29 protein-coding genes are annotated in these 22,434 nt (G+C 67.6%); 15 read left to right on the top strand and 14 right to left on the bottom strand.

Annotated features, from left to right (window positions below):
• Nucleotides 1-231 precede the first annotated feature (231 nt).
• The 4 genes from HWX07_RS18895 (at nt 232) to HWX07_RS18880 (ending at nt 2,976) form a co-directional block, all read left to right on the top strand.
• On the top strand, nt 232-954 hold the full coding sequence (locus HWX07_RS18895; protein WP_175877310.1) for a tetratricopeptide repeat protein: 723 nt from the start codon (nt 232-234) through the stop codon (nt 952-954).
• 39 nt (nt 955-993) lie between these two features.
• Complete coding sequence (locus HWX07_RS18890) at nt 994-1,569, top strand: peptidylprolyl isomerase (RefSeq protein WP_006478429.1); 576 nt, start codon at nt 994-996, stop codon at nt 1,567-1,569.
• 88 nt (nt 1,570-1,657) lie between these two features.
• On the top strand, nt 1,658-2,149 hold the full coding sequence (locus tag HWX07_RS18885; protein WP_006478428.1) for a peptidylprolyl isomerase: 492 nt from the start codon (nt 1,658-1,660) through the stop codon (nt 2,147-2,149).
• Nucleotides 2,150-2,175: 26 nt separating this feature from the next.
• On the top strand, nt 2,176-2,976 hold the full coding sequence (locus HWX07_RS18880; protein WP_175877309.1) for a UDP-2,3-diacylglucosamine diphosphatase: 801 nt from the start codon (nt 2,176-2,178) through the stop codon (nt 2,974-2,976).
• 52 nt (nt 2,977-3,028) lie between these two features.
• On the opposite strand, the gene cysE is transcribed toward HWX07_RS18880, so the two are convergent.
• On the bottom strand, nt 3,029-3,802 hold the full coding sequence (cysE, locus tag HWX07_RS18875; RefSeq protein ID WP_226210758.1) for a serine O-acetyltransferase: 774 nt from the start codon (nt 3,800-3,802) through the stop codon (nt 3,029-3,031).
• Nucleotides 3,803-4,084: 282 nt separating this feature from the next.
• Nucleotides 4,085-4,909, bottom strand: coding sequence for an RNA methyltransferase (locus HWX07_RS18870; RefSeq protein WP_175877307.1), 825 nt, complete (start codon nt 4,907-4,909; stop codon nt 4,085-4,087).
• Nucleotides 4,910-5,190: 281 nt separating this feature from the next.
• Between HWX07_RS18870 and HWX07_RS18865 the strand changes: the two genes are divergently transcribed.
• Nucleotides 5,191-5,994, top strand: a complete 804-nt coding sequence (locus tag HWX07_RS18865) for an inositol monophosphatase family protein (RefSeq protein WP_011549489.1) — start codon at nt 5,191-5,193, stop codon at nt 5,992-5,994.
• Between the two features lie 306 nt (nt 5,995-6,300).
• Nucleotides 6,301-7,923: an NAD(P)/FAD-dependent oxidoreductase gene (locus HWX07_RS18860; protein WP_124701712.1), complete on the top strand. Its 1,623-nt coding sequence runs from the start codon at nt 6,301-6,303 to the stop codon at nt 7,921-7,923.
• Between the two features lie 227 nt (nt 7,924-8,150).
• Here HWX07_RS18860 and HWX07_RS18855 read toward each other — a convergent pair whose 3' ends face one another.
• Nucleotides 8,151-8,477 carry an EthD family reductase gene (locus HWX07_RS18855; protein WP_175877306.1) on the bottom strand — a complete coding sequence of 109 codons (327 nt, stop codon included), beginning with the start codon at nt 8,475-8,477 and terminating at the stop codon, nt 8,151-8,153.
• A gap of 707 nt (nt 8,478-9,184) precedes the next feature.
• Between HWX07_RS18855 and HWX07_RS18850 the strand changes: the two genes are divergently transcribed.
• From HWX07_RS18850 to HWX07_RS18825, 6 genes are all read left to right on the top strand, one after another.
• Nucleotides 9,185-9,697: a hypothetical protein gene (locus HWX07_RS18850; RefSeq protein WP_208457110.1), complete on the top strand. Its 513-nt coding sequence runs from the start codon at nt 9,185-9,187 to the stop codon at nt 9,695-9,697.
• 357 nt (nt 9,698-10,054) lie between these two features.
• The gene (locus tag HWX07_RS18845; protein WP_105839801.1) at nt 10,055-10,432 is read left to right on the top strand and encodes a helix-turn-helix transcriptional regulator; all 378 of its coding nucleotides are present in this window, start codon (nt 10,055-10,057) and stop codon (nt 10,430-10,432) included.
• 72 nt (nt 10,433-10,504) lie between these two features.
• Nucleotides 10,505-11,200, top strand: a complete 696-nt coding sequence (locus HWX07_RS18840) for an SOS response-associated peptidase (protein WP_175877305.1) — start codon at nt 10,505-10,507, stop codon at nt 11,198-11,200.
• A 178-nt stretch (nt 11,201-11,378) separates the two neighbouring features.
• The gene (locus tag HWX07_RS18835) at nt 11,379-11,900 is read left to right on the top strand and encodes a PAAR domain-containing protein (RefSeq protein WP_069745010.1); all 522 of its coding nucleotides are present in this window, start codon (nt 11,379-11,381) and stop codon (nt 11,898-11,900) included.
• The gene (locus tag HWX07_RS18830) at nt 11,897-12,634 is read left to right on the top strand and encodes a VRR-NUC domain-containing protein (protein WP_105819784.1); all 738 of its coding nucleotides are present in this window, start codon (nt 11,897-11,899) and stop codon (nt 12,632-12,634) included. Before HWX07_RS18835 ends, HWX07_RS18830 begins: the two co-directional genes overlap by 4 nt.
• A 9-nt stretch (nt 12,635-12,643) precedes the next feature.
• Complete coding sequence (locus HWX07_RS18825) at nt 12,644-13,819, top strand: DUF3396 domain-containing protein (RefSeq protein WP_175877304.1); 1,176 nt, start codon at nt 12,644-12,646, stop codon at nt 13,817-13,819.
• 153 nt (nt 13,820-13,972) lie between these two features.
• On the opposite strand, the gene HWX07_RS18820 is transcribed toward HWX07_RS18825, so the two are convergent.
• The 10 genes from HWX07_RS18820 to HWX07_RS18775 form a co-directional block, all read right to left on the bottom strand.
• Entirely contained in the window at nt 13,973-14,209 is a 237-nt protein-coding gene (locus HWX07_RS18820; protein ID WP_105819782.1) for a hypothetical protein, read from the bottom strand.
• A gap of 63 nt (nt 14,210-14,272) precedes the next feature.
• Nucleotides 14,273-14,611 carry a hypothetical protein gene (locus HWX07_RS18815; protein ID WP_105839798.1) on the bottom strand — a complete coding sequence of 113 codons (339 nt, stop codon included), beginning with the start codon at nt 14,609-14,611 and terminating at the stop codon, nt 14,273-14,275.
• A 57-nt stretch (nt 14,612-14,668) separates the two neighbouring features.
• Complete coding sequence (locus tag HWX07_RS18810) at nt 14,669-14,998, bottom strand: hypothetical protein (protein WP_105839797.1); 330 nt, start codon at nt 14,996-14,998, stop codon at nt 14,669-14,671.
• Nucleotides 14,999-15,658: 660 nt separating this feature from the next.
• Nucleotides 15,659-15,979: a hypothetical protein gene (locus HWX07_RS18805; protein WP_175877303.1), complete on the bottom strand. Its 321-nt coding sequence runs from the start codon at nt 15,977-15,979 to the stop codon at nt 15,659-15,661.
• A 76-nt stretch (nt 15,980-16,055) separates the two neighbouring features.
• Nucleotides 16,056-16,508: a hypothetical protein gene (locus HWX07_RS18800; protein ID WP_105839795.1), complete on the bottom strand. Its 453-nt coding sequence runs from the start codon at nt 16,506-16,508 to the stop codon at nt 16,056-16,058.
• 56 nt (nt 16,509-16,564) lie between these two features.
• Nucleotides 16,565-16,744, bottom strand: coding sequence for a hypothetical protein (locus HWX07_RS18795; RefSeq protein ID WP_175877302.1), 180 nt, complete (start codon nt 16,742-16,744; stop codon nt 16,565-16,567).
• 61 nt (nt 16,745-16,805) lie between these two features.
• Nucleotides 16,806-17,318: a hypothetical protein gene (locus HWX07_RS18790; RefSeq protein ID WP_146121764.1), complete on the bottom strand. Its 513-nt coding sequence runs from the start codon at nt 17,316-17,318 to the stop codon at nt 16,806-16,808.
• A gap of 575 nt (nt 17,319-17,893) precedes the next feature.
• A complete protein-coding gene (locus HWX07_RS18785) occupies nt 17,894-18,148 on the bottom strand; it encodes a hypothetical protein (RefSeq protein WP_175877301.1) in 255 nt (84 codons plus the stop codon).
• 55 nt (nt 18,149-18,203) lie between these two features.
• Nucleotides 18,204-18,956, bottom strand: coding sequence for a hypothetical protein (locus tag HWX07_RS18780; protein WP_069744999.1), 753 nt, complete (start codon nt 18,954-18,956; stop codon nt 18,204-18,206).
• Nucleotides 18,957-18,977: 21 nt separating this feature from the next.
• Nucleotides 18,978-19,370: a hypothetical protein gene (locus HWX07_RS18775; protein WP_069744998.1), complete on the bottom strand. Its 393-nt coding sequence runs from the start codon at nt 19,368-19,370 to the stop codon at nt 18,978-18,980.
• A 502-nt stretch (nt 19,371-19,872) separates the two neighbouring features.
• On the opposite strand from HWX07_RS18775, the gene HWX07_RS18770 reads away from it, so the two are divergent.
• Nucleotides 19,873-20,304, top strand: a complete 432-nt coding sequence (locus HWX07_RS18770; RefSeq protein ID WP_175877300.1) for a hypothetical protein — start codon at nt 19,873-19,875, stop codon at nt 20,302-20,304.
• Nucleotides 20,305-20,361: 57 nt separating this feature from the next.
• On the opposite strand, the gene HWX07_RS18765 is transcribed toward HWX07_RS18770, so the two are convergent.
• On the bottom strand, nt 20,362-20,883 hold the full coding sequence (locus HWX07_RS18765) for a hypothetical protein (RefSeq protein ID WP_175877299.1): 522 nt from the start codon (nt 20,881-20,883) through the stop codon (nt 20,362-20,364).
• A 374-nt stretch (nt 20,884-21,257) separates the two neighbouring features.
• Between HWX07_RS18765 and parA the strand changes: the two genes are divergently transcribed.
• Complete coding sequence (gene parA, locus HWX07_RS18760) at nt 21,258-21,965, top strand: ParA family partition ATPase (protein WP_008647854.1); 708 nt, start codon at nt 21,258-21,260, stop codon at nt 21,963-21,965.
• Complete coding sequence (locus HWX07_RS18755; protein WP_175877124.1) at nt 21,931-22,416, top strand: hypothetical protein; 486 nt, start codon at nt 21,931-21,933, stop codon at nt 22,414-22,416. The genes parA and HWX07_RS18755 overlap by 35 nt, the downstream gene beginning before the upstream one ends.
• Nucleotides 22,417-22,434 lie beyond the last annotated feature (18 nt).

Genomic DNA, 22,434 nt, shown 5'->3' with positions numbered 1-22,434 from the left:
GATGAACCGTGAGCCGAAGGAAACCGCCCTGGCGAAGCTCGCCCAGCATGTGAAACGGACGGACCATCTGCCGCGGCGCCAGGCCGCGCGTCCTCGATATCACATGGGGCGGTCAGGCTGCAAGCACAGCGGTGACGGCCACGAGAGGCTAAGAAAGACTGTCTGCCGCTCGCCGGAACGCGCAGACGTTTTGTTAGAATGGCTCGGAGTATAACATTCCGATTTACGCCTATGAAACCTCATCGCGGCCGCGCGCCGAGCGCTGCGACCCTCGTTGCGACCACCGTCATGGGCGTCGCGCTGACGCTTTTCGCGGCTCCCGCGGCGCATGCGCAGAAGGCCCCGGCGGTCGCCGACGGCACCCCCGAAATCGACGCGTCGATCGCCGGCAAGCAGTGGCAGCAGGCGCTCGCGCAGCTCGACGCGCGCATCGCGTCGAACCCGCACGACGTGCAGGCGCAGTTCAAGCGCGGCACCGTGCTGGCCCGCCTGAACCGCGACGACGACGCGATCCAGCAGTTCGTCGCGATCACGCAGGCGTACCCCGAACTGCCCGAGCCGTACAACAACCTCGCGGCGCTCTACGCGAAGCACGGCCGCTATGACGAAGCGCGCACCGCGCTCGTCACCGCGACGCAATCGAACCCGGGCTACTCGCTCGCGTACGAGAACCTCGGCGATCTCTACCTGCGCCTCGCGGCCGAATCGTACAAGCGCGCGCAATCGCTCGGCCGCACGAGCGGCGCGACCGCGCAGCGCCTCGCCGATCTGCAGAAGATCGTGTCGCCGTCGAAAGCCGCGCCGAACGCCCGCGCGACGACGCCGGCCACGCGCGACTACACCGACCGCGCCGCCGCGAACGTGAGCACCACCACGCTGCCGATGTCGCCGACGTTCCAGTTCAGCGGTCCGTCGGGCGCACTGGCGGCGCCGTACGTCGCGCCGTCGCACTGAGCGGCGCGGCTTTCCTTCCCTCCCAACCTGAGGATCGCAATGAAACGTCTGTTGCTGGCGCTTGGCGGCGCCGCCCTTCTCGCGACCGCGCCCGCGTTCGCGCAAACGGCCACCGCGCACCCCGTCGTGCAGCTGAAGACCTCGCAGGGCGACATCCGCGTCGAGCTCTATCCGGAGAAGGCGCCGAAATCCGTCGCCAACTTCCTCGATTACGTGAAGGCCGGCCAGTACAACGGCACGATCTTCCATCGCGTGATCAAGGGCTTCATGATCCAGGGCGGCGGCTACAAGACCAATTTCGAGGAAAAGCCGACCCGCGCGCCGATCCCGCTGGAAAGCCGCAATGGTCTGAAGAACCTGACCGGCACGATCGCGATGGCGCGCACGAGCGATCCGAATTCGGCCACCGCGCAGTTCTTCATCAATACGGTCGACAACGGCGGCCTCGACTACCCTAACCCGGACGGCAACGGCTATGCGGTGTTCGGCAAGGTCGTGTCGGGCCTCGACGTCGTGAAGAAGATCGAAGGCGTGGCGACGACCTCGCGCGGCCCGATGCAGGACGTACCGGCGCAACCGGTCGTGATCGAATCGGCGAGCATCGTCTCGAAGTAAGCACCTGCCGGCACGTCCGGCGCCACACGCGGCCGCGTCGCACGACCGGCCGCGTGCCATTTAAACCGCCTCACCGAAGGAATTCATCATGGTTGAACTGCATACGAACCACGGCGTGATCAAGCTCGAACTCGACGCCGCGAAGGCACCGAAGACGGTCGAGAACTTCCTGAACTACGTGAAGAAGGGCCATTACGACGGCACCGTGTTCCATCGCGTGATCAACGGCTTCATGATCCAGGGCGGCGGCTTCGAGCCGGGCCTGAAGCAGAAGCCGACCGACGCGCCGATCGACAACGAAGCGAACAACGGCCTGAAGAACGACAACTACACGGTCGCGATGGCGCGCACGAACGATCCGCACTCGGCGACCGCCCAGTTCTTCATCAACGTGAACGACAACGACTTCCTGAACCACTCGTCGCCGACGCCGCAGGGCTGGGGCTACGCAGTGTTCGGCAAGGTCGTCGAAGGCCAGGACGTGGTCGACAAGATCAAGGGCGTCAAGACGGGCAACGCCGGCTTCCATCAGGACGTGCCGACCGACGACGTCGTGATCGAAAAGGCCGTGGTGGTCTGACGCATAGTCGTTACGGAGGCACTTCGATGTTGCAGGAGAGTCCGCCGCGAAGCGTCTCCGCGGGCGTGCCGGGCGAGCGCGAGTACGCGCAAGCCGCACGCCCGTTCCTGTTTCTCTCCGATCTGCACCTGAGCGAGGCGATTCCGAAGACGGTCGCCGCGTTCGAGCATTTCGTGAAATATACCGCCGACAGCGCCGACTCGGTGTTCATCCTCGGCGACCTATTCGAATACTGGATCGGCGACGATATCCTCGACGACGATCCGTTCGCCGCGCGCATGGCCGCGCTGATGCACACGTTCTCGGAACGCGGCATCGCGCTCTACGTGATGCACGGCAACCGCGATTTCCTGCTCGGCCGGCGCTTCATGAAGGCGGCCGGCGCGATGCTGCTGCCCGACCCGTCGCTGATCATGGCGTTCGGCCAGCGCATCGTGCTCGCGCACGGCGACGCGCAATGCACGGCCGACCGCGGCTATCAGGTGTTCCGGCGCTTCGCGCGCAATCGCATCGCGCAATGGCTGTTTCTCGCCTGGCCGTTCCGCTGGCGCCGCGCGCTCGCGCAGCGCATGCGCTCGAACAGCGAAGCGGGCCGGATGCGCCCGGCTTCGGCGATCTACGACGTCACGCGGGACGGCGTGGCCGCGCTGTTCCGGAAAAGCCGCGCGAGCGTGATCATTCACGGCCACACGCACCGCCCCGCGCGCCACGCGGAACCGGGCGGGATCCGCTGGGTGCTGCCCGACTGGGATCTCGATCACGGCACGCCGCGCGGCGGCTATCTGCGCGTCGACGCGGAAGGCATCCACGCGATGCCGCTCGACTGAGGCAACCGCTGCCGGCGCGCAGACCGGCAGCGATCAGCGCCCGTCGCGTGGGTTACATCTGGCGTTCGACCGTCTTGCCTTCCAGCACCGCCGATAGCCTGCGCAGGTCCAGGCGCGCCGCGTCGGCGCCCTGCAGCGTTTCCAGATGCGTACCGAGCCGCTCGAGCGCCGCGACGATCTCGTCGACGCGGCGGCTTTCCTTCGCCGCGTGATCGATCAGCCCGTGAATCGCGAGCGACATCGGATCGTCGGCGTTCGGCGTGATCCCGTACGCGCAGAATGCCGCGCGCTCGGGCTGCGGCTTCGGCTGCGCCGGCATCACGATGCGCGCCGGGTTGCCGACCGCCGTGCCGCCGGGCGGCACCGGCTTGACGACCACCGCGTTCGACCCGATCTTCGCGCCCGCGCCCACCGTGAAACCGCCGAGCACCTTCGCGCCGGCGCCGACGATCACGCCGGCCTCGAGCGTCGGGTGGCGCTTCGCGCCGCGCGTGAGCGACGTGCCGCCCAGCGTCACGCCCTGATAGATCGTGCAGTCGTCGCCGATGATCGCCGTCTCGCCGATCACGACACCCATGCCGTGATCGATGAACACGCGCCGGCCGATCGTCGCGCCGGGGTGGATCTCGATGCCGGTCAGGAACCGGCCGGCCTGCGACACGAACCGCGCGAGCCAGTAGCGCTTCGCGCGCCAGCATGCGTGCGCGAAACGGTGCAGCACGAGCGCATGCAGCCCCGGATAACAGGTCAGCACTTCCCACGCACTGCGAGCGGCGGGATCCCGCTCGCGAATCGTTGCGACGTCTTCGCGCAGTCTCGTGAACATGATGTGATCTGGGAAAAGGCCGGCGCGCATCGCCGGCAATGCCGGCCGTTATCGCACCGGGTAATTTGCTTATGACGTCCGGCGATTGTAGGGCCAGTCGTGGCCGGCCGCACGCGGCCGCGCGTTCACCCCGCCGTCGGCACGGGTATTCGGCCGGCATGCTTGCCGTGACAGGGCTTCCGGGGACCGTCGATCAGGTGAAAGCCGATCCGGCGCCTACCACCGAGCAACGCATGATCAGCCGACCAAACGATGCATCCGTCGGACTGGAGCGCCGGCCGCTTACGCGTCGCCGCCCGGTTTGCCCGACTTCAGCAGGATGTGCTTCGCGATGCCGCGCAGAATGTTGACCTCCTCGCGCTCGAGGCCCGTGCGTGCGAACAGGCGCCGAAGCCGCGGCATCAACTTCTTCGGATTGCGTGGATCGAGGAAGTCGAGCGCGATCAACGCGTTCTCGAGGTGCACGTACATTCGCTCGATCTCGTCGCTTTGCGCGAGCGTGCCGGCTTCGCCCTGCGGCTGCGCCGACGGCTCGCTCGCCTGCTCGAGAAACGCGACGCGCAACTCGTATGCGAGCACCTGCACGGCCTGCGCGAGATTCAGCGAACTGTAGGCCGGGTTGGCCGGAATGTGCGCGAGCGCGCTGCACTGCTCGACATGCTCGTTCGCGAGACCGGTGCGCTCGTTGCCGAACACGAGCGCGATGTCGCCCGTGCCGACCTGCGCGCTCGCCTGTGTGGCAGCCGCGCGCGGCGCGAGGCGCGGCGGCCCGTATTCGCGCGTGCGCGCGGTCAGCGCGATCGACCAGTGCACGCCGGACAGCGCTTCGCCGAGCGTCGGCACGACATGCGCGGACGCGAGGACGTCGTCCGCGCCGCTGGCCATCGCGATCGCCTCGGGGTCGCTCTGCACGTGCGGCACGCGCGGCGCAACCAGCACGAGGCGCGAGAAACCCATCGTCTTCAGCGCACGGGCGGCCGCCCCGACGTTGCCGGGATGGCTCGGCTCGACGAGCACGAAGCGGGTGGACGTGAAGCCGCCGGACGGCGGCGGGGACGAGGCCGCGCCCGATTCGGACGGCGCGGCGGGGTTCTGCGGAGTTTCCACTACGATACGACTCGGTTCATCAGAATGGCCGTATGGTATCGCCATCGCCCCGGCAAACCCACTCGTCCGGACGGCCAGTGGGGGTTTCCCCGCATGCCGGTCGCCTGAAACCGCCGAAAATCGGGTAAAATCATGCCTTTACGCGTTGCGCCCGGCGCAGCGCGGGTCGTACCCCGCTCTTTGTCAATTCGCGTCTCACCTCGCCCCGGCACGCTTGCGCCGTTCCGGGCGGTTGTCCCACTTCGTGGCGGCCCGTGCCGCCGGCTACAGGATCCAGGCTCATGCATCCCATGCTCAACATTGCTGTCAAGGCTGCGCGCCGCGCCGGACAGATCATCAATCGCGCGTCCCTCGATCTCGACCTGATCGAGATCCGCAAGAAGCAGCAGAACGACTTCGTCACCGAAGTGGACAAGGCCGCCGAAGACGCGATCATCGAGACGCTGAAGACCGCCTACCCCGACCACGCGATCCTCGCGGAGGAATCGGGCGAATCCGAGAACGAATCCGAATTCAAGTGGATCATCGATCCGCTCGACGGCACGACCAACTTCATCCACGGCTTCCCGTACTACTGCGTATCGATCGCGCTCGAGCACAAGGGCGTCGTCACGCAGGCCGTCGTCTACGATCCGAACAAGAACGACCTGTTCACGGCCACCCGCGGCCGCGGCGCGTACCTGAACGATCGCCGCATCCGCGTCGGCCGCCGCGACCGCCTGGCAGATGCACTCGTCGGCACGGGCTTCCCGTTCCGCGAAAAGGACGGCCTCGACGCCTACGCGCGCCTCTTCACCGAAATGACGCAGGCCTGCACGGGCCTGCGCCGCCCGGGCGCGGCGGCACTCGATCTCGCCAACGTCGCGGCCGGCCGCCTCGACGCGTTCTTCGAGCAAGGCATCAACGTGTGGGACATGGCGGCGGGCAGTCTGCTGATCACCGAGGCCGGCGGCCTCGTCGGCAACTACACGGGCGACGCCGATTTCCTGCATCGCCACGAGATCGTCGCCGCGAACCCGAAGATCTACGCGCAAATGATCCCGATCCTGAACCGCTACAGCCGCGTGCATCCGGCAGCGGAGTAAGCCCGGGCCGCGCCCGCGTGGCGCGGCTTTCACGCAAACCGCTCGCGCGGCATCGTCATGATGGCGCACCGATCGCCCGACACGCGGGACAATCTTCCGTGCACACGGGCCGCTTCGTGCGCCTATCCTGAAGTTGCTCGAGTTGCCGTACGGGTCGGCGTACTGCCGCCCGCACCGCTCGTCCCGCAACGACAGCGAAGGGTTTGCGTCCGGCATGCCCGCGCGGCGAACAATGCCGCCGCCGGGGTGCCGGCCCCGCCTGTATCAACACCGCCACGGCGCCGTGGCAATCGCATCCGAGTCCCCATGTTACGGCTAAGCGAAATTAAACTCCCCCTCGACCACCCCGAGAGCGCGCTCGAGGCCGCGATTCGCGCGCGCCTCGCGGAACTCGGCGTGGCGCCAGACGAACTGCTCCGTTACACCGTGTTCCGCCGCGCGCACGACGCGCGCAAGCGTGCCGACATCAAGCTCACGTATATCGTCGATATCGAAGTCAAGGACGAAGCGGCCGCGCTCGAGCGCATCGCGGGCAAGCCGCATTGCGGCGTGACGCCCGACATGGCGTACCACTTCGTCACGAAGGCGCCCGAACACGCCGACTTCCTGCGCCCGGTCGTCATCGGCATGGGGCCGTGCGGGCTGTTCGCGGGGCTGATCCTCGCGCAGATGGGGTTCCGTCCCATCATCCTCGAACGCGGCAAGGCCGTGCGCGAGCGCACCAAGGACACCTTCGGCCTGTGGCGCAAGAGCGTGCTCAATCCCGAATCCAACGTGCAGTTCGGCGAAGGCGGCGCGGGGACGTTTTCCGACGGCAAGCTGTACAGCCAGATCAAGGATCCGCACCACTATGGCCGCAAGGTGCTGGACGAATTCGTCAAGGCCGGCGCGCCCGAGGACATCCTGTACCTGAGCCGCCCGCACATCGGCACGTTCCGCCTCGTCAGCATGGTGGAAAAAATGCGCGCGTCGATCCACGAACTCGGTGGCGAAGTGCGTTTCGAAACCCGCGTCGACGACATCGAAATCGACCAGGGCAAGGTGCGCGCGCTCAAGCTGTCGAACGGCGAAACGCTGCGGTGCGACCGCGTGGTGCTGGCCGTGGGCCATAGCGCGCGCGACACGTTCCAGATGCTGCACGACCGCGGCGTCTATATCGAAGCGAAACCATTCTCGCTCGGTTTCCGCATCGAGCATCCGCAGGGGCTGATCGATCGCAGCCGCTTCGGCAAGTTCGCGGGCCACAAGCAGCTCGGCGCGGCCGACTACAAGGTGGTCCACCACTGCAGCAACGGGCGCGCGGTCTACAGCTTCTGCATGTGCCCGGGCGGCACGGTGGTCGCCGCGACCTCGGAGCCGGGCCGCGTCGTCACCAACGGGATGAGCCAGTATTCCCGCGCGGAGCGCAACGCGAATGCGGGCATCGTCGTCGGCATCACGCCGGACGATTATCCGGGCGGCCCGCTCGCCGGCATCGCGTTCCAGCGCAAATGGGAAGAGCGCGCATTCGAGCTCGGCGGCGGCGACTACCGCGCGCCGGGTCAGCTGGTCGGCGATTTCATCGCGGGCCGGCCGTCGACGTCGCTGGGCTCGGTGGAGCCGTCGTACAAGCCCGGCGTGAATCCGACCGACCTCAGTACCGCACTGCCGGACTACGTGATCGAAGCGATCCGCGAAGCGCTGCCCGAGATCGACAAGAAGATCGCCGGCTTCGCGATGCACGACGCCGTGCTCACCGGCGTGGAGACGCGCACGTCGTCGCCGATCCGGATTCGACGCAAGGACGACTACCAGAGCATGAACGTCGAAGGCCTGTATCCGGCCGGCGAAGGCGCAGGCTATGCGGGCGGCATCTATTCGGCAGCGATCGACGGCATCGAAGTCGCACAAGCGGTGGCGCTCAGTCTGACGTCGGGGCACGCGTCCTGAACTGCGGTGGCGGGTCGGGGCGCGCAGGTTCGTGACCTGAGCGCCGCCGGCCTGCCCCGCCGTGGCTTCATGGACGCTTCACTCACGGCTCGACGCACGGAATTTCGTGCCGCTCTTTCCGCGGCGGCAAGCGTACCCGATCAGGCCGAGCGAGCGCGACCCGCGCCACGATAGCGCGAGCGCTGCGCCATACGCGAACGCGGTGTCCGGCGATATCCGGACCCTGGTTAGCCTTCCGAACGCTCCACGACCACCTCACTGATTTGCAGCACGGGGCGTATATCCGTGTAATTGGCGATGTCGGCCATGATCTCCTGCGCGTGCGGGTCGCGGGCTGCCTGGAAAGCTTCGACGGAAGTGCAGACGAAGTCGCACTTGGCGACGTAAACAGGGTCCGCGCCGGGGGCACCGCCTGCGATACCCTTGTCCACCGTGTAGTACAGGCATGCCGTACCGAGCCGCTGTTTCACCATTGGCATGTGCTTATCGCGGTAGTAAGCATGGTCGAAGCGCGCGCCTGCGGCGTACGGGTACATGACACTGACTTTGATCATCGAGGTTCTCCTGTTGCCGCACGGTAATCGAGGCGCCGTCGCACGCGAGACGACATCGAGGTCGCCGATACAGGCGTGGCCAAGGTTGCTCCCGGAAACGACAAGCGCATTCTGCTGATTGTAAGTGAACCCGTCTTGCCAGTTTGGTGGCGCCGGGCACTCGACGCCGCGGGAGCGGCCCGGTGATCCTGGACGCTTCGTGGGTGGGCAGTCGGGCGAGTACATCCGACAAATCGCAACGACGCGGCATCGCCGCCCATCGGCCAAACGGCGAACTTCGCGCGTGGACGTCGAAGCCACTGGTAAACTCGGGCAACCCAAGCAACAACTTCATGCCTGACCTATGACCACGCTGTCGCCCGAGGCCTTTGCCGGCCACACCCCGATGATGCAGCATTATCAGGGTGTAAAACACTGAACCCTTGTACGACAAGGGTTTCAGCCAGTATGCCCAAGCCAAAAAATCAATCCTGATACTCCGGGCATACTACCAACTGCGGGCTATTGGCGTTGTTTCGACGCGACTGTAAGGTTCGGCGAAACCGACCGCGCCACCGCCGCCCGCGGCCCTACGGAACGGTATGCCCAAGGGGCTGGGCATACTTTAGAGCCGCCAAACGGCTCACCGCGGGGCTTGGGCCGTGTATGCCCAGTATGCCCAGACCGCCGGTTATGATCCCCAGGTTCCCCCTTCCGTCCCTCACTGTATGCCCATCGACAACTGCACCCACACCTTCGACGAGCTGGCTTCGACCGTTCTTCCGGCGTACCTGGAACGGTTGAAGGAGGCCCTGCGGTCGCCCATGCCCGCCAGCACGTTTGTGGGGTTCAAGACCGCCACCCCCGAGGTCTTGGCCAAGGTCCAGCGCACCACCGACTTCCCCGGTTGCTACGTGTTCCTCGACGTGTACCGCCCGGTGTACGTCGGAATCTCGCGCACGGTGGTCAAGCGCCTGCTGCAGCATCTGAACTTCGAGACCCACTCCGCCGCCAGCCTGGTCTACAAAATGGCCAAGGGGGATTTCCCGCACGAAATGAAGCGGGACCAGGCGATGAAGGACGATCAGTTCCGCGAGGTCTTCCTCACCGCCCAAGGCCGCCTGCGGGACATGTCGGTCGCGTTCGTGCAGATCGACAACGACCTTGAGCTGTACCTGTTCGAGGTGATGGCCTCCATGCACCTCGACACCGACACCTGGAACACCTTCCGGACCCACTGACCGGTGGTCAGGGCCTGCCTCGCACACGCTGATGGTTCATCGGTGTCTGCGCATCAAGGCAGGCCCACGTCCTCGTCCTGGCGCTGCACGCCGCCGGCAACCTGTGCCAGGGCACCTTCGCCCCATCGGGTGACCACCTCGCCCGCGTGGACCGGATCCGACCCGTCTGGCCGATTCACCGCCCCACCTCCGCCTGATACGGCCGCCCGTGCCAGGGGACGGGTTTCTGCACCTTTTTTTCGTGCAAATCGCTCCTAAAATGCAAACCGTGTCATCAGTTACAGTTTGAGTCATCTACAAACGCCCTGCCTGACGCCACACTTCACGTCATCCGATGACGTGTTGGGAGATTTTGGTTTGGCTAAGGCGGTCGACGAGCGGAGTACCAAGGAAATGGTCCAGGGGATCGGTCAGCGGCTGGCCGCTGTTCGTCGCGCCCGCGGCTGGACCCAAGCGGTGCTCGCCGACAAGCTCGGTCTGGAAAAGGAGAGCGTCTCGCGACTCGAGGGCGGGAAGGTCGCCATTTCGATCGAACGGCTGGTCATGTTCTGCGACGTCCTCGACGTCCCGATCGAGGAAATCCTGACCTCTGCCTCGGTGCACCCCACCGACGAGGCCCGCACCCTCATCGCCTCGCTGAAAGGGCTGGCCCCGGCCCAGCGCGCGATCGTCCTGAAATCCGCCCACCACCTGGCGGCGCTCCTGAAAAAAGAGACGGACCCCGCGCGGGACTGAGCCCGACCCGCGCATCACCAGCGAGGGCGCGTTACCCTGTCGGCTGAACCGGCGCCCCCAGGAGGTCGTGCGATGTGCGGACGGTACAGCCGAGGTCAGGGCGACCTCTTCTACGTGGTGCCCCTCGCGACGGACGAGAACGATCCACGCCTGCGCGGGCACGCGGACATCTTCCGGCCGAGCTGGAACGTGTCCCCGGGGAGCCAGCAGCCGGTCATCACCCCCGACGGTCCCCGTCTGCAAACGTGGGGCTACCGCCCCGCCTGGGCGGTCGAGCGCAAGCAGAAAATGCTGATCAACGCACGCCTGGACAAGGCGTCCAGTTCCGCCTGGAAGTGGATGTGGAAGGCCCACCGCGTGCTCGTGCCCTGCGACGGCTACTACGAGTGGACCGGCGACCCGGGCCGCAAGCAGCCGTGGTTCATCCAGACGGCGGACGGCCCGCCCACGTATTTCGCCGGTCTGTCCAGCGTGCGCGAAGGTACCCCACCGCCCAGCACGCCGGGCGTGGTCGACGGGTTCGTGATCGTCACCGACGCCGCCTCGGGCCTGCTGGGCGACATCCACGATCGCCGCCCCCTGGTCCTCACGTTGGAGGAGGCGAAGGTGTGGCTCGACCCCGCCACCACCTACGACGAAGCCGTACACCTGGCGAACAACGCCGTGAAGCCCTCGGAAGCGTTCCGCTGGCACAAGGTGACGCCCGGGATGAATCGCAGCGGTGGCGGGAACGACAGTCCGACGTTCAACGACCCGATCGACGATTGACGGACAAAGGCCGGCGCAAGGCCGGCCTTCATCACGCTGCAGCAGCCCTCACGGGCCCGTTCGCGCTGCGGTCCGGACCTTCCCACACCGCCCCGACACCTGTCAACGTTGACAGGCTGGCTCGGGGAAAACCCGCTGTGCTACATTCCTCCGACCAAACGGAAGGGAGGTATGCGGCATGGGTTTTGCGTTCATCCGCGAGGGGGACACCACCTCGCACGGCGGGCGTGTTCTCGCCTGCACGCCCACCAACAAGGTCGACGGGCGGCCCCTCGCCCTGCTCGGCGACAAGGTGTCGTGCCCGAAGTGCGGCGGGATCTACCCGATCGTCGGGGTGAAAAACCTGGGCATGACGTTCGACGGTCGCCCCGTCGCCTCCGAAGGCGACACCACCGCCTGCGGGGCGTCGCTCATCGCCAGCCAGAGCACCGCCACCGCGGATCCGACCAGCGGCCCGGGCGGGTCCATCGGCGGGGGCAAGAGCGTACTGTCGCAGGCCAGCCAGGACGCCACCCAGCGCGGACGCTTCCAGGTGATCGACGACGCCACCCGCCAGCCGCTCGCCGGCCATCCCTACACCGTCACCGCCTCCGACGGTCGGGTCGTCCAAGGTACGACCGACGCCAACGGGTTCACCGACTGGCTCGAAGGGCACCAGGCCTCGTCCCTGTCGTTCCACCAGCCGGGGACCGAGGCATGACCGGGTACGCCCCGGGGTCGGCGCCCGGGGGAATGAGCCCGGAAGGCCAGACCACGCAGGTCGGGGCCAGCGCGTCCCGGCTCTCGCCGAAGGACCGCGAGGTCCTCTGCCGCACGTTCTGCAAGTGCCGGCAGATCGGCGTCGCCACCAAGTCGGGACGGGTCCAGCGCCAGCGGTGCGTCGAGCAGCGCCTGGGCCTGGCGAACGAGGTCTCGAAAATGGAGACGGGCGCCCCGACGGAATACCGCCCGGAGCAGCCGTACGACATGACCACGGACCCGCCGTCCCCGATCATGGACGACAGCGCCCCGCTCGAGCCGCACCCGAGCGTGCGCCAGTGGATCCGGGACGTGTGGCCCAGCAAGGGCAAGGCCTACCAGTCCGGGGACGTGCGCCGTCCGGACGTGGTGATCGTCAACGACCCGACCCAGCCGCCCGTACAATCGAACATCAAGACGGTCGTCGAAATGAAGTTCCCCGGGGACCGGTACGGGCCGGACCAGGAGGCGGACTACGTTGAAATCGCGGGCGGCCATTCGAAGTTCGCCCACCTCGGTGCCACCGAGTGCGGGTGCGGCGACGACGATGGGGAAAAGCAAACGTCCTCGTCGAAGCAACGCGCCCCGCAGTCCGACCTCGACGAGCTGTACGGTGGTGGCAGCAGCGCGCCCGGAGGCCCACCGCTTCCGCCGGTCGCGCCAGGCCCTGCCCCGTTCCCCGCTCCCCTCTGGTAAGTTGACGCCATGACGAACGATCAAATCGAAGCTTGGGCCAAGGATCCGCGCCGCGCGGACACCATGCCCTACGGGCTCTACGAGCCCCCGCACCGCAAGGGGATCACCGGCGCCGCGCTGGTGGTCCGGGGCGTCCTGTATTTCCGCAACGGTTCCAGCCCCGAGGTACGCAAGGCCCTGGTGAACTGCTTCGAGCAGTACAGCGCCATGATCGAGGAGTACCACCACGCCAGCGAAGTGGCCGCCGGCCAGGAACCGTCGAAGACCGGCCCCCTGCGCTGGCTCTACGCGGAAGGTGAGGACCCGACCGCTTACGACCCGTCGGGATTCGAGCGCCTGGCCAAGTCGGTGCCCCCGAACGAGACCCTGGCCGTGGCCATGACCAGCGCGGACCACAAGCTGGCCACCGGGTTCTACGACTTCACAGTGTTCGCACTGAGCGATTGGAAGGCCGAGCGCAAGCGCGGTCTGGACGGGGTCTCCTTCACGGTGCCCCGCGCGTTCCTCGTGCACCGTCCCGCCCGGTTCCAGGCGATGTTCAACGCGTTCGCCCAGGCCCTGCCCACCGTGCACGGTCACGCCGGGTTCGCGGTGAACGTGCCGCCGATGGGTCGCCGCCCCAACGAAGCCAGCGAGTATTTCTACGCGCGACGCTTCGGGCCCGGGATCGACGTGGGCGACCCCATGCGCTCGAACGTCCGCAAGCTCTACACCAGGATCAAAACCGTGGACTGGCTGAACGCGCTCGACGCGGAGCTGGTCCGCGAGGTCGGCGGTGCGTCGTCGCTCGCGCTGCCGCCGGACTGGTTCATCCGCGAGCCCCTGGGCGATGGCGGCCTGATCATCCAGGCGGGTGCCGCACCGGAGACCGGGATCTCGGACGGCCCGGGCAAGCCGGTCCTGCCCCCGGCCGCGTACGTGATCCTGAACCAGGCGTTGCGCCCGATCGTCGCCGACACGATCGACACGTTGCAGGACGGGACGCTCGACAGCACCGCCCCGCTCCTGAGCACCGTGGTGGCCACCGAAGGATGGCTGCGCCGGTTCGACGTGCCCGAGGACCAGATCAACGCCTGGTGGGTCGAGCTGCACAAGACCCCCAAGGTGACGGCCGAGCGCGCCGTGATCGAGGAGCTGACCAACAAGCTCCGCGAGCGGATGGGGCTGCCGGGACGTTCCGCGTAGCGCCCATGGGAAGGGCCAGCGCTTCGCTGGCCCTTCGAGCAACGAACCGGAGGGAGGAGAGTCCCCGGTCCACTGCTGTACGACCAGGCTCTCATGGGCGCAGGTCCTCGTCAAGCCGTGCCCAGGCACGGCTCCGCCGCCCCTCATCCACGCCTACCCGTACCGCCGCTCCAGGTAGCCCACCTGCTCGGGCGTCACGCGCACGACCATCTGCGCCAGTTGCACCTCCAGCCCGCAGCGCCGCAGCCGTCGGGCGATGCGTCGCGCGATCCGCAGCGGGACCAGCCGGCATTTGTGCCCGACGGTGGTGCCGATGGCCTGGCCGGTGCGGTAGTAGCGGACCGAGTACAGGGTCCGGGTCTTGGGGGTGCGGGTCGTCTTGGTGGTCATGGTCGTGGTCCTCGAATGAATCCCGGGGAGCACGCCCCCGGGTGGATGGTTGGGTGCCGGCGATCAGCCCGCCGCCCGGCGTTGACGGTCCAGCGCCTTGGCCGGGCTTTCGAGCAGGTAGTCCCGCGCCAGCTTCGCCATCACCGCACGGGGTTCCGTGTCGGACGCGCCCACGCCGTCCAGGCGGTCGGCGACCTTCTCCCATTGCTCCAACGCGTAGCGGTGCGCGTCGATGATCGACACCGGGTGCAGGCCCGCCATCAGGCCCCAGGCTTGGGTCAATGCTTCACCGGCCGCCGTGCTGAGCGTGCGCGCCGCCTCGTCGCGGCCCGGGTTGTCGTAGAGGTCCCATGCGTCGGCGTTCAGCTCGACGGTGATGCGGGGGAGGAACTGGATGGTCATGGTCGTGGGTCCGTCAGGGGTCAGGATGGACCGGACGCCGCAGCGCCCGGCCGGGCATCAGTTCTTCCAGATGTAGAGGAAAAACGCGTCACGATTCGAGGCGTGCGGGTCGAAGCCGAAGAGGCATTCCAGGCCCGGGGCGACGACCACCGTCATGCCGGTCTCGATGCTGTCTGGGCAGTCGGTGAACCACGCCAGCCCCTGCTCGATGTAAGGGCTTGAAGCAGCCTCGCGCGTCACATACACCGGACCGCCCGTCAGGTCGTAGCGCAGGCAGGTGTCGCGGTCGAGCTTCACCACATCTGCTTTTTGTTGAGCCGGGATCGAAAAGGGAACGTCCTGGGCCAGGACGTTCGTGGTCGCGATGCGTTGCTGGGTGCGGGTCATGTCTGCTCTCCTGTTGAGTGGGTTCTGCTTCCCGTTTTCGCCGTGACGTGGAAAAAGCCCAGCCCGGGACCCGGGGCCAGGCCGTCGCCGGATGCCGCATGCCCGAAGGGAACGGGAGAGGACGACGAGCGCCAGCGGTGCCTTGCCCCGACAGGGGAACGGGCTAGGCTACACGTCGGTCGGGAGGCGAAAAGGGAGCGGTCGCGCAACAGGGGAATGGACCCGCACCCAGCGTGGGAACGCGTCGCGATGCCGTAACGCCGTGGTCATGCGTCCGTGCGGGGTCACGGTGGAAAGCTGGTCGGGGTGGTGGTGCCAAGCCGTGCCCAGGCACGGCGCAACGCCTTGCGACGCGCTCCAGCGCGACGCCTGGCTGGGCATGCCGTCATGCTGGGCGAGCCGAACGAGGACCCGTCCGAGGGTGGTGCCGGACCCGAGGGGAACACCCGGGGCCGGAGGCCCCTGCAGCTCGCTCACGCGCCCTCGCCCAGGGGATGACGTCGTGCCCGCGATCGAGGCCGAAGGCCTGCCGTTCCGTGCCCGGTTCCCCGGGCGGTGTTGACGTTGGCGGGACGCCCCGCGTTCCGCTCCCCCGCTGCCAGGGCCCACCCGCACCGGGACCTGGTAGCGGCCGGTCGCCCGGCCGCCGGATGCTTCGGATCAGGTGGACCAGACCGCGTCCACGTAGAGGCTGGGGTCCAGCAAAGGGCCACCGGCCATCTGCTGGTGCCGCGCCAGCACCGCAAGCTGTGCCGCGGCCGGCTCGTTCTGGTCGAACACCACGAACGTGCCCGTCAGGCCCGCCTCGTGCGCGCTCTGCACCGCCCGCAGATGGTGCTTCTCGGCGATCAGGTCCTCCTCCGGGACGCCCCGCAGGCACGTCAGGTGGAACTGCATCTTGCCCTCGGCGTTCGTCGCGAGCACGTACATCTGGATCGCGTACGTGCCGTCCGGCAGGCGTTTGGCGCTGTTGGTCGTCATCGGTTTCTCCTGGTGGTGGTCGTCCCCGTCAAACCGTAGCGTGCGGGGACGGGCCGTGCCTGGGCACGGCCTGGGGTTAGCTGTTGAGCCACTCGTCGTAGGACTTCACCCGCCAGCCCAGCGACTCGGCGTTCGTTCTGTAGATCTCGTATTCCGCGTCGTTGCTGCCGCGCGACTGGGTCTGCCAGTCGGCCCGGGGCATCAGCCGGGGATCGTCGCCCGTGCGCGCCGCCGCGTCCGTCGTTTCGGACTCGCCGTCCGGCTGGTCCTGCGGCACGTCCCACGCCTCGACGGTGCACTCCTCGATGTTCAGCCCCGCCGGCGACACGCCCGGGTCCAGCAGCTCCTGGATGCACGCCCCGAAGTTCGGCGTGCCGTCCTCCTCGGTCAGTTCTTCGCGCGCCGCCTCCGGGCTCGCGTAGAACACCTGCCCCGTCGGGCCCGGGCGCATCGCGCTGGCGATGGCGGCCTCGAGCAGGGCTTTCGGATCCGTCACCTTGACGGTCATGGTGATGTCGAACGTCTTCATGGTCTTGTCCTGGTTGGGGGACCCGGCAAACCGTAGCGTGCGGGTCCCGGTGTCGTTCAGCCCGCCAGCCGGCGGTCGTAGTCCTGCACGAACGCCCGGTCCGCCAGCGGATCGTTGGTCTTCGTGAACATCAGGCGGTCCATCACCGCCGCCACGTCGGCCGGGAGCCAGCGCAGCGCGTACCGCCCGTTGTCCCGGAGGAGACGCCGTACGGCGCGGTAGGTCGGCTTGTTCATCGCGGGGGTCCTCGTCGGGGTGAATCGGTCCAGCGGGGTGTCGCCACCCCGCCGGGAAGCCTTACGCGCGGTTCATCGCATCGCGTTGGCGGCCGGCCATGACTTCGAGCTGACGTGCCGCCGTGCTGTTCTCGTCGAACACGGTCATGGGCCACTTGTAGCCTTCGTTCGCGGCCTTGCGGGCGGCCTTGCCGTGGTGCTTCTTCGCCGCGATCTCGTCGGCGGTCGTGCCGACCATCGCCGTGAAGAACTCGGGGGTGCCGTCCTGCGTCGTCGCCAGGACGAACACGCGGACCTTGACGTAGCCGTCGGTGGTGCTCGCCTTCGGTGCTGCCGGTGCTGCCGCCGGTTGCGCTTCGGGAGCGCTCGTACCCGGGGTGCCGGTCGTGCCTGCGGTGGCGTCCGCCACGTCGGCGAAGGTCGTGTCTGCTGCCGGTGCTGCTGCGGTGCTGGTCGTCATGGTCTGCTCCTGGGTGTTGACGTTGGAAACTTGCTCTTTGGAAGCCTTGGGGCGCGAGGAACGGCGCGGGGTGGCTTGTGCGTTGGTAGCGGTGGTGTCGGTAAGGTGAGCCATGGTGTTTCTCCTTCTCAGGGTGGGTTGAGTTCGTTTGCTCTTCGGAGCCGCCTTGACGCATAACCAGGACGGCCAGGCCACCAGGGCCAGGGCACGACCGGATGCCGCACGCGCCGCACGACCGGAGGGAGAAAGGGGAACGGGAGAGGACGTGGCAACGCTGCGCAGCACCCTTGCCCTATCGGGTGGACAGGCTGGCCTATGCGTCGGAGAAAGGCGGACCGGGGAGCAACGAACGTTTTCAACACCCCTGAGCCCAGGGATCACCGCGCCACGTTTGACACCACCGCCGACGTGCCCTGGCACGGCGCTGCTGGGCGCTGCATGGCCCAGCGGTTGGTCGTTGACGTTGGTGAAGCACCTGCTGGATGCTTCGCCCCACCGCTCGGAGCGGCCCCCCGCGCTGGACGGTTCGAGCGCCGCCGTTCCGCTTCACCAGGCCGTCCCGGCCGCCCCTGGGTTACGCGGGCTCCGGCGGTTGAGCGTATGCAGCACCGGAGTGGCGTCGATAGCGACCCGTGGCCGAATCGCCTGCCCGCGCCGTTCAGCAGCCCCGCACCGCGGGGCGCCCGTCGTCAGGCCTTCTGCCCGGCCTGCTTCATCGCGTCCAGCTCGGCGAGCATGCGGGCCCGGGCCTCGTTGTTGATCTCGTCCATTCGCTGCGCGATCAGCGCGCTGTCGATCAGCGTGCCCAGCCGCTGGGTGTCGGGGTAGCTCCAGCCGTGGGCCATGCAAAGCACGCCCTTGAGCATCGAAAACTCGTTGTCGTTGCCCCGGAAGCCCTCGATCAGGGCTTGGGTCCGGGTGGTGCGTGCGTTCTTGCGTGCCATCGTGTTCTCCGTTGTTGGTGGGGTGGACCCGTGCCGTGGCACGGATCCGGGTGAATCAGTGGGTCTGCACGTCGCGCGATGCCCAGTGCGCCGCTTCCAGGGTCTCGCGGTGCGCCTCGGTGGCGGCCTCGGTCATCAGCTCGATGGCCACGCCCTCGAGGTACGCGTCGCCGTCGCTTTCGATGCCCCACAACGCGTGCCCGTAGTCGTTCGCCACGAGGCCGTCCAGGTCCTCGTCGTCGCCCAGCAACGTCACGACCACGCCCACCCAGTTCCACTGGTCTGCAGCCCAGCGGCGCAGGTGCTCGAAGTCCAGACGCACCGCCTCGGCGCGCACCTCGCCCTCGGTGAGGGGTTTGCTCGGGTCACGCCCGGGGACCGTCACGGTCTCCGTCGCGCGGCGGTGCTCCTGCATCAACCCGCCGAAACGGTGGGACACGGTCGCCTTGCCAACGGGGCGGCGCACCACGCGGTCCTTCGCCAGCCGGGCGATCAACGCCTGACGCTGCGCCTCGGACAAGCCCCAGCCCTCACGCTTCGCGATCCGGTTGGCCTCGGCCACGTCGTAGAACCGCTTGCTGCCGTGGTCGCTCGAAAGGACCCACTCGCCCGGGCGCTTGTCGCGCGTGGTCCAGTCGCTCACGGGGCCGTGGCCGTCCTCCTCGTCCCACGGGGCGCCCTTGTCGTCGTCGTTCTCGACGTTGACCCGGAAACGGTAGGTGTGGCCGTCGATCGTCAGCTCGCGTACCTCGCCGTCGAAAACCCAGCCACGGGTCGGGGAGATGGCGGAGATGGTGGTGGTCGTCATGGTCGTGGTCCTCGAATGTGGTCAGTGGGTCAGGTGGTAGTCGTAGATCGCCCAGTCGTAGCGGCCGGCCAGTTGCTCGGCGTAGGCCACGGCCAGCTCGTGGGTCGCAAGGTCCGCCACGCACGCCACGCCGCCCTCCACCTCGTGCAGGTAGACGGAGAAAAACTGCGGGTTCTGGTTGTCCACCTCGCAGCAGCTCTTCGCCGGGTCGATCAGGTCGATCTCCTCGCGGACGCCCTGAATCTCGATGGCGTCGAAACGCTCGGGGGTACCGTCGATCACCTCGGTGGCGTAGCACTCGTTCTTGAACGGTTGCGCCGTTGCCGTGACACCTGCTGTTTGGTGAGCCTGGGAGGCGAAGGAACCGTCGCGGTTTGCGCTGTTCGTGCCGGTCTGTGGGTTCGTCGTGGTCATGGCTGTTCGTCCTTTCCGTGGGTTTCTGCTGTCTGGAGCCGCCTGACGTCGAACAAGCCCTGCCGGGACCCGGGGCCAGGCCGTCGCCGGATGCCGCACGCCTGACCGACCATCAGGAGGGAAGGACCGGGAGAGGACGACGAGCGCAGCGGTGCCTTGCCCCACCAGGGGCACGGTGTTGGGCTAGACGTCGGTTCAAGGCGGACCGGGCAGCGACCACGGAAAGGTGTGGACCACGCGCCCACGGGGGAGACCGGCACGGCGCGGCGAGTAACGCCGCGGGACGTTGAGCCGTTCGGGGGTCAGCCGTTCGGGGTAGGGTCTGCCCGTGCTGTGGCACGGATCCAGGCCACCGGGAACCCACCAGGGGCCCGGCTGGTCCCGCCGTGCTGTTGCCGGTGCTTGCGCGTGCCCAAGGGGTGCCACGGCACGTAAGAAGTGCTTGCGTCGCCCCGCGAATCTTGAGAAGCTCGGGCTTTCAGCACCAACGGGATGTCAAGGGATGGCGACGACAACGGAAGCGATGGACCTAGCCGACGAGGGGGCTGTGAAGCGGACCCGTGCACCGCGGGGTCAGCCCATCCCCGTGAAGCGCGTCCACGGCTACATGTGGAAAAAGGACAAGGACACGTTCGCGCACCTGACGGCGCAGAACGGTCTGCAGATGACCGAGACGTTCACCCGGGAGGTCGAGCGGTGGCTGTCCGGGGCGTTCGAGCTGGAAGTGGTCGAGCTGCCGGACTTCAAGACGCCGCGCGACGACTGGCCGGGCCGTCAGCCCAAGCCGAACAACGCCAAGGTGGGCGTGCGGTTCGTGGCGGACCTGCCGGAAAAGGTGTACAAGCGCTTCAAGCTCCAATGCGTGAAGCTCGATTGCAGCATGATCGAGGTCACGTCCGCGCTGATCCAGCGCTGGAACGCCGAGCACCAGTAACGACAAAGCGGGCCGCGGCCCGCTTTGTTCTTGGTGCGCCCTCCTCCCGACGCGCTGTCATGCCGGGACCGCCTCACGCGGTGCCGGTTCCACCAGGGCGTGGGCCAGCAGCCATGCCTCGTCCAGGGGATGCGGAGCCGCGTACGGCTGGAACGACGCGTCCTCCTCGTGGAACGAGCGGATCAGGTCGTCCGCTGCCTCCCGGGCGTTCTCCGCCACCGGGTGCCGGTCGAAGTAGGTGTCCCGATCCTGGGCCAGGCGCTCGGCCATGCCCGGCTTGAACGCGAACCAGCCCGCGTCCACGCCCGCCTGGTCGACGTTGAACAGCACCCGCAGGACCTGTTGCAGGACCCAGGGCGACCCGAACTCCGCCGCCCGATCGCCGAACGACCAGGCCGGCATGTCCCGGTTTCTCGGGTGCAGGGTCAGGAAGTACGACGCGCAGCCGTCGTCCCAGCCGGTGAATCCGTACCGGTCCCACTGGTCGAGGGTCCAGCCGTTCAGGTCTATGAGCCCCTTGTCCGGGGGGAGAACAAACACACGCGACAACGAAAGACGCGACATTTCAAAGACCTCCATCAGGTGGTTTGGGTAGGTGGTTGAGCTGGCCCAGGGGCCTACTGTTTTTCCAGGATTGCACACAAATCCGTTTTTGCAAACGTAACGATGACGGTCTCACCGTCGCGTGGCGTCAAAACCTCGGACACCACCCGATCCCTCCGCCTTCGGCCATCATCGCGTACCCACGGGTTCCCGCTCACGTACACGCGACGCGGACCCGCCGTTTCCGGCAACCCCTTGTCTCTCAAGGGTTCCGGAACATGTTAAGCCGTGCCACGGCACATGTTGACATCATATCCGTACCCGTGGTTACATGCGACTCATCCGTGCCACTGCACGGTTCCGTTTCGGTTAAGCCGTGCCACGGCACACCCAAAAACAAGGACACCCTCATGAAACCGATGACCATCGTTGCATGCAGCACCAAGGGCGGTACGAGCAAGACCACCACGTGCGTGAACCTGCCGGACGCCATCGCCCAGGAGCTGGGCGTGGAGCTGGGCACCGGATTCGACGCGCAGCTTTTCGACCTGGACCCGCAGATGTCCGCGAGCGAATGGCACGAGGCCGCCGGCGACGGTGCCCGTCCGTTCCCGGTGCTGGCCTGCCCGCGCCCCACGCTCGACCAGTTCCTGGCGACCGTGCGCGAGCCGCGCGATCTGCGGGTGTTCGACTGCCCGGGGATCGAGGCCTCGAACCCGGCGACGATCGCCGCCGTGCGTGCCGCCGATTTCGTGCTGCTGCCCATCCAGCCGTCGGCGTTCGACATGTGGGCCAACGCCAAGCTGGTCGACCTGGTGCGCACCCGCATGGACATCACGGACGGGCGCACGAAAGCCGCGTTCCTGATCACCCAAGCGTCGCCGCGCTCGCGCCTGGCCCGCCTGACCCGGGAAGCGTTGCAGGAAACGGGGATCCCGGTGCTGGACACGGTGATGCACGCCCGCAAAAGCTACGTCGAAGCGGCGGCCAACGGCGTCACGGTCTTCCAGCACTCGGACGCGCAGGCCCAGGCCGAAATGCGCGGTGTGGCGCGCGAGGTCCTGGCGATGCTGGCGACGTGCCATGGCACCGACCGCGCCGGCCTGGCCGCGGCGTGAGGGGGTGCTTGTGAAAACGACGCTTTCGTTTCAACGCCCCAGCGCCCGCAAGGCCCAGGACGAGAAGCCGGCCGTGGTGGTGCCCCCGCCCGCGCTGCGCCTGGTCCGCACCCCCGAGGCAGAACGCAAGGGGAACAACGCCGCGGGGAGCACCCGGTTCCACGTGCGCCTGCCGATCGCGCACAAACGGTTCGTCGAAGCCCGGGCCGAGGCGTCGGGGTCCACGCTCACGACGCTGTTCCGTGGGCTGCTGGAGGACTGGCTCGCCGGGACGGTGACCGTCACCGTGCCCTCGGTCGCGCCCACCGAGGACCGGGAACGGTTGAGCCTGGACCTGCCCACGCCGCTGTACCGCCAGGTGAAGGCCAAGGTCAGCGCCGACGGGCACCGCCTCACCGACGTGACCGTGGGGCTGATCGAGCGGCTGATGGCCAGCGCGCGTCGACGCTGACGCGCACCGCCCCTGTAC

Source organism: Burkholderia sp. BCC0097 (assembly GCF_902832985.1).
In the GTDB taxonomy this organism is placed as follows: Bacteria; Pseudomonadota; Gammaproteobacteria; order Burkholderiales; family Burkholderiaceae; genus Burkholderia; species Burkholderia orbicola.
This window is presented reverse-complemented; position numbering and strand designations above follow the sequence as displayed.

Excerpts from the sequence above, each read along its gene's own strand:
- HWX07_RS18895 (WP_175877310.1), top strand. The coding sequence starts at position 232 with ATGAAACCTCATCGCGGCCGCGCGCCGAGCGCTGCGACCCTCGTTGCG.
- HWX07_RS18890 (WP_006478429.1), top strand. The coding sequence starts at position 994 with ATGAAACGTCTGTTGCTGGCGCTTGGCGGCGCCGCCCTTCTCGCGACC.
- HWX07_RS18885 (WP_006478428.1), top strand. The coding sequence starts at position 1,658 with ATGGTTGAACTGCATACGAACCACGGCGTGATCAAGCTCGAACTCGAC.
- HWX07_RS18880 (WP_175877309.1), top strand. The coding sequence starts at position 2,176 with ATGTTGCAGGAGAGTCCGCCGCGAAGCGTCTCCGCGGGCGTGCCGGGC.
- cysE (WP_226210758.1), bottom strand. The coding sequence starts at position 3,802 with ATGTTCACGAGACTGCGCGAAGACGTCGCAACGATTCGCGAGCGGGAT.
- HWX07_RS18865 (WP_011549489.1), top strand. The coding sequence starts at position 5,191 with ATGCATCCCATGCTCAACATTGCTGTCAAGGCTGCGCGCCGCGCCGGA.
- HWX07_RS18860 (WP_124701712.1), top strand. The coding sequence starts at position 6,301 with ATGTTACGGCTAAGCGAAATTAAACTCCCCCTCGACCACCCCGAGAGC.
- HWX07_RS18855 (WP_175877306.1), bottom strand. The coding sequence starts at position 8,477 with ATGATCAAAGTCAGTGTCATGTACCCGTACGCCGCAGGCGCGCGCTTC.
- HWX07_RS18850 (WP_208457110.1), top strand. The coding sequence starts at position 9,185 with ATGCCCATCGACAACTGCACCCACACCTTCGACGAGCTGGCTTCGACC.
- HWX07_RS18840 (WP_175877305.1), top strand. The coding sequence starts at position 10,505 with ATGTGCGGACGGTACAGCCGAGGTCAGGGCGACCTCTTCTACGTGGTG.
- HWX07_RS18835 (WP_069745010.1), top strand. The coding sequence starts at position 11,379 with ATGGGTTTTGCGTTCATCCGCGAGGGGGACACCACCTCGCACGGCGGG.
- HWX07_RS18830 (WP_105819784.1), top strand. The coding sequence starts at position 11,897 with ATGACCGGGTACGCCCCGGGGTCGGCGCCCGGGGGAATGAGCCCGGAA.
- HWX07_RS18825 (WP_175877304.1), top strand. The coding sequence starts at position 12,644 with ATGACGAACGATCAAATCGAAGCTTGGGCCAAGGATCCGCGCCGCGCG.
- HWX07_RS18820 (WP_105819782.1), bottom strand. The coding sequence starts at position 14,209 with ATGACCACCAAGACGACCCGCACCCCCAAGACCCGGACCCTGTACTCG.
- HWX07_RS18815 (WP_105839798.1), bottom strand. The coding sequence starts at position 14,611 with ATGACCATCCAGTTCCTCCCCCGCATCACCGTCGAGCTGAACGCCGAC.
- HWX07_RS18810 (WP_105839797.1), bottom strand. The coding sequence starts at position 14,998 with ATGACCCGCACCCAGCAACGCATCGCGACCACGAACGTCCTGGCCCAG.
- HWX07_RS18805 (WP_175877303.1), bottom strand. The coding sequence starts at position 15,979 with ATGACGACCAACAGCGCCAAACGCCTGCCGGACGGCACGTACGCGATC.
- HWX07_RS18800 (WP_105839795.1), bottom strand. The coding sequence starts at position 16,508 with ATGAAGACGTTCGACATCACCATGACCGTCAAGGTGACGGATCCGAAA.
- HWX07_RS18795 (WP_175877302.1), bottom strand. The coding sequence starts at position 16,744 with ATGAACAAGCCGACCTACCGCGCCGTACGGCGTCTCCTCCGGGACAAC.
- HWX07_RS18790 (WP_146121764.1), bottom strand. The coding sequence starts at position 17,318 with ATGGCTCACCTTACCGACACCACCGCTACCAACGCACAAGCCACCCCG.
- HWX07_RS18785 (WP_175877301.1), bottom strand. The coding sequence starts at position 18,148 with ATGGCACGCAAGAACGCACGCACCACCCGGACCCAAGCCCTGATCGAG.
- HWX07_RS18780 (WP_069744999.1), bottom strand. The coding sequence starts at position 18,956 with ATGACGACCACCACCATCTCCGCCATCTCCCCGACCCGTGGCTGGGTT.
- HWX07_RS18775 (WP_069744998.1), bottom strand. The coding sequence starts at position 19,370 with ATGACCACGACGAACCCACAGACCGGCACGAACAGCGCAAACCGCGAC.
- HWX07_RS18770 (WP_175877300.1), top strand. The coding sequence starts at position 19,873 with ATGGCGACGACAACGGAAGCGATGGACCTAGCCGACGAGGGGGCTGTG.
- HWX07_RS18765 (WP_175877299.1), bottom strand. The coding sequence starts at position 20,883 with ATGGAGGTCTTTGAAATGTCGCGTCTTTCGTTGTCGCGTGTGTTTGTT.
- parA (WP_008647854.1), top strand. The coding sequence starts at position 21,258 with ATGAAACCGATGACCATCGTTGCATGCAGCACCAAGGGCGGTACGAGC.
- HWX07_RS18755 (WP_175877124.1), top strand. The coding sequence starts at position 21,931 with ATGGCACCGACCGCGCCGGCCTGGCCGCGGCGTGAGGGGGTGCTTGTG.